The sequence below is a fragment of the Deltaproteobacteria bacterium genome, assembly GCA_020848745.1.
GTDB lineage: Bacteria > Desulfobacterota > Binatia > UTPRO1 > UTPRO1 > UTPRO1.
This window is the reverse complement of sequence record JADLHM010000104.1, coordinates 1-4,761: the sequence shown is the minus strand read 5'-3', so window position 1 is coordinate 4,761 and position 4,761 is coordinate 1. Positions and strand designations below refer to the sequence as shown.

Sequence of the window (4,761 nt, the reverse complement as noted above, 5' to 3'; positions counted from 1 at the left end):
CTCGCTGCGTGCAGCGTCAGCGAGCGCGCGCTTTACCCGAGGACGCGAGGGGGCTCAACCACGAGCGCACCCGGTACCGTTCCCCGAGCCTTGTTCAGATTCCTGCGCTTCTTGAGGATCGCCAACACCACGCCGACGAGCAGTAGCGTACGCCGCGGGCGCTGTCAGCGACGCGGTTCAGCGAACGGATACAGCAGGACGTTGATCATGACCGCGTGACCATCGACGGCCAGCGGTGGAAACGTCAACCATCGTCGCGGCCATGCGTGGCGAGGGGCAACCGTCAGATCGGTTCCGTCAGCGCCCGAACGCGCGTCCGCCCGCGCTCCAGTACGACGATGAACGGGGCGGGAAGTTCTGCGTCCGCGCGCAGGAAGTCCGTCACGAGCACCAGAAGTTCCGACGGCAGCAAGTCACCCGGGCGTACGAGAATGATCCCGAAGCACGGCGCACCCTGGGCGATGGCAAGGGTGCCGAAGTCAGTGTCCTGCGTCAGGATGGCGCGATGCTCGGCGGTCGCGGCATCGAGGAGTAGGTGATCCGGGAAGCCTCGGAGGCGCCGGTCGTCGACGGTGACCACGTCGATGCCAAGGCCACGGAGGCTATCGATCGCAGAGGCCGCGATATTCTCGTCGGCGAGAAATCGCAGACCGCTCGATCGTTCCACGAACTAGCGCTCGGGTGCGAGATACGCGTCCCGGCCGACGGTGTTCGCCGCGAAGCGTACCGCCGCAAGCACATCGTCACGCGGGACGCCGTATTCCTTGACTACTTCGTTGACGCCGAGGCCACGGCCGAGTTGGCCGAGAATGAACTCGACGCTGAGGCGGGTCCCCTCGATGATGGCCTTTCCCCCCAAGATTTCGGGGTTGGCGACGATCCGGGGCGCCAATACGATCGCGGGCATGGCGGACCTCTACCGCCCCGTGCCGTGTCGGGCAAGCCTTTGATCGGGTCGAAGGCCGGTGCTGCCCGGTACTGGCTCCCTGCGCGAGCGCGACAACGTTTGCTGTCTGTGAGGATATAGTCCTGCTGGGGATTGAACGACTTACGCCGCACGCTTCACAACGGCAACCAGCGGAAGTCGCGGGAATAATAAGGTACAAATCCCGTCGGGGACGCTCGTCATGTCGCGCGTTTAGCGTGCGTCGGCTTCAACGCGATCGCGCGCAGCTCGCGCCACACCTTGGGTGCGTCGGCCGTCGTGATCTCCCGGAGCCGCTTCGGTGGTCGGCCGCCGCCGCGATTGCCGACCGCCGCCTGGTTCCCGCGCTCGAAACGTGCCATCCGCCCGTGTTTTCCTCCGTGTTTTTAGCGACGCCGCGTCGGAAGGGGGGATGTCCCGGAAGCTGTTGAAAATCTGAGCGCGCGGCCCTCCGCCGCCTGAAGGCGGCGGGTTCGCAGGCGCCTGAAGGCGCCTAAAGACCCTCGCCGCGCGCTGCAGGCTCATGCATCCGTCACTCACTCACCTTGAACCGGTCGTCGTCCTGGGGCTCGGCATCTTGCGTCCGGATGTATTCCGCAATCATCTCATCGGTCACGTTGCTGCTGCTGCACACGAAGTACCCCCGGCTCCACAGATGCCGGCCCCAGAACGCCGCCCTCAACTTCCGGTGGTCCATCAACAGCCGGTGCGACGTCTTCCCTTTGATCGCCTGCATCACCCGACTCGGAGCCAGATGCGGCGGCACGCTCAACAGCAGATGCACATGATCCGGCCGAATGTGCCCCGCGATGATCGTCACGTCGTGCGCCCGGCAAATCTGCTGGATCAACCCGCGCACTTCCTGCCCGAGATCGCCTCTCAGCACCGGCTTGCTGTGGTGTTCCCCCAGTTTTTGGACAGGTCAGGCTGACCTGTCCAAAAACTGGGGGAACACCACAAGCCCTGGTAGCGGGCAAGCGCCGCCGACTCAGACGCCGGTGAACAGCAGATCGAGCGCCGCGACGAGCTCGTCGCGGCGGTTTCGCAAGTTGCCGACGGGCGAGCGGAGCGCCTTCGCGGGTATGGCAGCGAGCTCCTGAAACAGAACGGCGTGCTCCCGCCCCGCAATCGACACGAGCGGGTTCAGGCGCGTCAGCGGCTTGCCCCGCAATTTCCCGAGGGGCGCGAGTGGCGCGACCACACGGCTCGCCAGATTTCGGAGCAGATCGGACTGCACGTCGAGAACGAACGGATAGGTCTTGCTCCGCGGATTCCCGAAGAGATCGAACTGGGCCATCAGAACTTGCGCCACTCGTCACCGAAGAGGCCATCGCGTTCGACGCGCGCGTTGTAGGAATCGATGGCTTCCTGGTTCTGCTCGAGCCACAACTCCTGGCGTCGGCGTTTGATGGCCTCGGCGACCGCGGACTCGAAGACCTCGGACAGGTTCAACCCGAGGTCTTTGGCCTCGCTGACGATGTCCGCCCGCGCGGAGAGATTGGTAGCGACTTTGGGGGCAGCGCGCACTCATGCCTCTTTCTGAAGAACGGAGTGCGCAGACTTTATGCGCATGGTTTGCTGGTCGCAAGCGTGAAAACCACTACTGCCGAGACCAGGCGGCGGCCCTGCCCGCAGGACGCCGTTCAGAATAAGCCCGGCGCGCCGGTCCGCGGGTGAGGCAGGACGATCCGCTCGGCGTGCAGCATGAGGGCCCGCGCTGCGCGCTCAGGCTCTCGCCCGCCGACGCCGGCACGCTCGGTGGTCCGCGACGGCGACCTCGTCCGGGTGTCGACCAACCGCGGCGACTTGACGACGCCGGCGCAGATCGACGCCAAGCTCATGGCCAGCCACGTGTGGATGCCGAACGGCTTCGGGATGGTGTCCGCCGACGGCATGGTCCAGGGCGCAAACCAGAACGAGCTCACGGGCATTCCGCACCACCGCTACGTGCGCTGCCGGGTCGACGAATCGACGGATATCAAGTCAGTATAAATTCTACATGTCTAGTGCAAAAACCTGTAACACACTGGAAGCATTTTGATTGCATGACAGAAATCTATTCTGATATCCATTCTATGTGCCTCGTTCGACGGTTCCCGCCGACAGCCTGCTGAGCCTACTGCGGCGCCGCGGCCCCACGCCTGCCCGCGAGCTGCAGGCGGAGCTGAGAATCGCGCAGCCGACCCTTTCGCGGCTGGTACGGAGCGGGGGGGACGCCATCATCCGATTCGGGCGAGCGCGGGCGACGCGGTACGCGGTGCGCCGCGACGTCGAGCAGCTAGGCGATCGCTGGGACGTGCACCGTATCGATGCGGCTGGGCGCGCCCGCCTCGTCGCGACGCTGCATGCGCTGCACCCGAAGATGTGGTGGTACGAGGCGGAACCACGTCCGGCATGGTTGCGCGACGAGCCCGCGGACGGCCTCTTCTCCGACCTTCCGTGGTTTCTCGACGACCTGCGGCCGCAGGGGTTTCTCGGCCGGGCTTTCGCGACCAGGTATCGCCACGAGCTCGGGCTCGGTCCGGATCTTCGCCTCTGGAGCTCGTCGGACGTCCTCAAGATCTTGCTCCTGTACGGAGACGATCTCCCGGGCGACTTCGTCGTCGGCGAGCGGGCCCTCACGCGCGTCCAACATGCCTCGCTCGGCGACCCGCCCTCCATTCCGCCGGACGCACGTATCAGCGAATACGCTCGACTGGCCGACGCCGCGATTGCCGGGGAGCCCGCGGGATCGTCAGCGGGCGGCGAACAGCCGAAGTTCACCGCGTGCGTATGTGACGGCGCCGACCGGCGCCACGTGCTCGTCAAGTTCGCGCTGCGCGATTCCTCGGTCGGAGAACGGTGGAGTGATCTCCTGCTCGCCGAGCACCTGGCTGCGGAAAGCTTGCGTGCGCACGGCATCGCGGCGTGCGAAACCGAATGGATCGACGGCGAGCGCCGCTGCTATCTCGAGATCCGGCGGTTCGACCGCGTGGGAGCTCACGGTCGGCGCGGCGTGACGACGCTCCACGCCTTTCAAAGCGCGCATGGAGACCTGACGGCCGACTGGCTCGCGGTCGCCGACGAGCTCACGACCGGCGGCTGGCTGTTCCCGGACGACGCGGACACGATCCGCATCGCCTGGTGGTTCGGCGTGCTGATCGGCAACACGGACATGCACCTCGCGAATCTCGCCCTCTTCATCGACGACGATCTGCCGCTCGGGCTGGCACCCCTCTACGACATGCTCCCCATGCACTACCGGCCGACGACGACCGGCGAGCTGCCGCATCGCGATCTGGTCCCCGCGCTGCCGAAGCCGAGGCAACTCGCCGCCTGGCGGCGCGCAGCGATCATCGCGGAGAGCTTCTGGCAGCTCGTGGCGGCCGACGCGCGGTTCACGAGCTACTTCAGGACCGAGGCGGGGCACATGACCGAGATGCTGGCGCGTCTCCGCCGCCGCTTCGATTGAACGCCGCCTCGCTCTCGCCTCGATCAACCACTCCTTGCACCGGCCGCGGGCGGCCGACATACGCAGCACGCGTTCCGGACGCACGGCGGCGGGGGCTCGGCGCCGTCGACCGCTGGGCCGATGCGCCACGCATGCGCGGTGTTGACGACGAGATCGTTGGCGCCGACGAACAACGCGTCCGCGATCCCGTCAACGCCGTCTTCCGCCGCGGCCTGGAGCATCTACGTCAACCCAGCGCACCGACTACCGACCACCTTTGCGGTGTACGCGCAGTCGGTTCCCGCACCAGAGGACACAAGGAAGGTGAGCCACGACGTGCCTACCAGCGCGTCGAGATGCCGGCGTACTTCGGGATGTTCTCGTCGGACGTGATCACCAGAAGCTG

Annotated in this window: 8 protein-coding genes; 2 read left to right on the top strand and 6 right to left on the bottom strand. The window is 66.2% G+C overall.

What is annotated here, in order from left to right; genetic code table 11:
• Positions 1-283: 283 nt before the first annotated feature.
• The 6 genes from IT293_15760 to IT293_15735 all read right to left on the bottom strand — a co-directional run bounded on the left by IT293_15760 (position 284) and on the right by IT293_15735 (position 2,452).
• Complete coding sequence (locus tag IT293_15760) at positions 284-667, bottom strand: DUF5615 family PIN-like protein (GenBank protein ID MCC6766114.1); 384 nt, start codon at positions 665-667, stop codon at positions 284-286.
• Positions 668-670: 3 nt separating this feature from the next.
• Positions 671-907, bottom strand: coding sequence for a DUF433 domain-containing protein (locus tag IT293_15755; protein MCC6766113.1), 237 nt, complete (start codon positions 905-907; stop codon positions 671-673).
• 218 nt (positions 908-1,125) lie between these two features.
• Positions 1,126-1,287, bottom strand: coding sequence for a hypothetical protein (locus tag IT293_15750; protein ID MCC6766112.1), 162 nt, complete (start codon positions 1,285-1,287; stop codon positions 1,126-1,128).
• Between the two features lie 170 nt (positions 1,288-1,457).
• Positions 1,458-1,811 (bottom strand): IS200/IS605 family transposase, encoded by a 354-nt coding sequence (tnpA, locus tag IT293_15745; GenBank protein ID MCC6766111.1) that lies wholly within the window; start codon positions 1,809-1,811, stop codon positions 1,458-1,460.
• Positions 1,812-1,913: 102 nt separating this feature from the next.
• Positions 1,914-2,222, bottom strand: coding sequence for a CcdB family protein (locus tag IT293_15740; protein MCC6766110.1), 309 nt, complete (start codon positions 2,220-2,222; stop codon positions 1,914-1,916).
• Positions 2,222-2,452 carry a type II toxin-antitoxin system CcdA family antitoxin gene (locus IT293_15735; GenBank protein ID MCC6766109.1) on the bottom strand — a complete coding sequence of 77 codons (231 nt, stop codon included), beginning with the start codon at positions 2,450-2,452 and terminating at the stop codon, positions 2,222-2,224. The genes IT293_15740 and IT293_15735 overlap by 1 nt, the downstream gene beginning before the upstream one ends.
• A 231-nt stretch (positions 2,453-2,683) precedes the next feature.
• On the opposite strand from IT293_15735, the gene IT293_15730 reads away from it, so the two are divergent.
• Together IT293_15730 and yjjJ are read left to right on the top strand one after the other, a co-directional pair.
• Entirely contained in the window at positions 2,684-2,917 is a 234-nt protein-coding gene (locus IT293_15730) for a hypothetical protein (GenBank protein ID MCC6766108.1), read from the top strand.
• A gap of 85 nt (positions 2,918-3,002) precedes the next feature.
• Positions 3,003-4,376 (top strand): type II toxin-antitoxin system HipA family toxin YjjJ, encoded by a 1,374-nt coding sequence (gene yjjJ / locus IT293_15725; GenBank protein ID MCC6766107.1) that lies wholly within the window; start codon positions 3,003-3,005, stop codon positions 4,374-4,376.
• Positions 4,377-4,761 lie beyond the last annotated feature (385 nt).

What these genes read in the sequence shown, in the direction of transcription:
- IT293_15750 (MCC6766112.1), bottom strand. Translation starts at nt 1,287, where the DNA reads ATGGCACGTTTCGAGCGCGGGAACCAGGCGGCGGTCGGCAATCGCGGC.
- IT293_15740 (MCC6766110.1), bottom strand. Translation starts at nt 2,222, where the DNA reads ATGGCCCAGTTCGATCTCTTCGGGAATCCGCGGAGCAAGACCTATCCG.
- IT293_15755 (MCC6766113.1), bottom strand. Translation starts at nt 907, where the DNA reads ATGCCCGCGATCGTATTGGCGCCCCGGATCGTCGCCAACCCCGAAATC.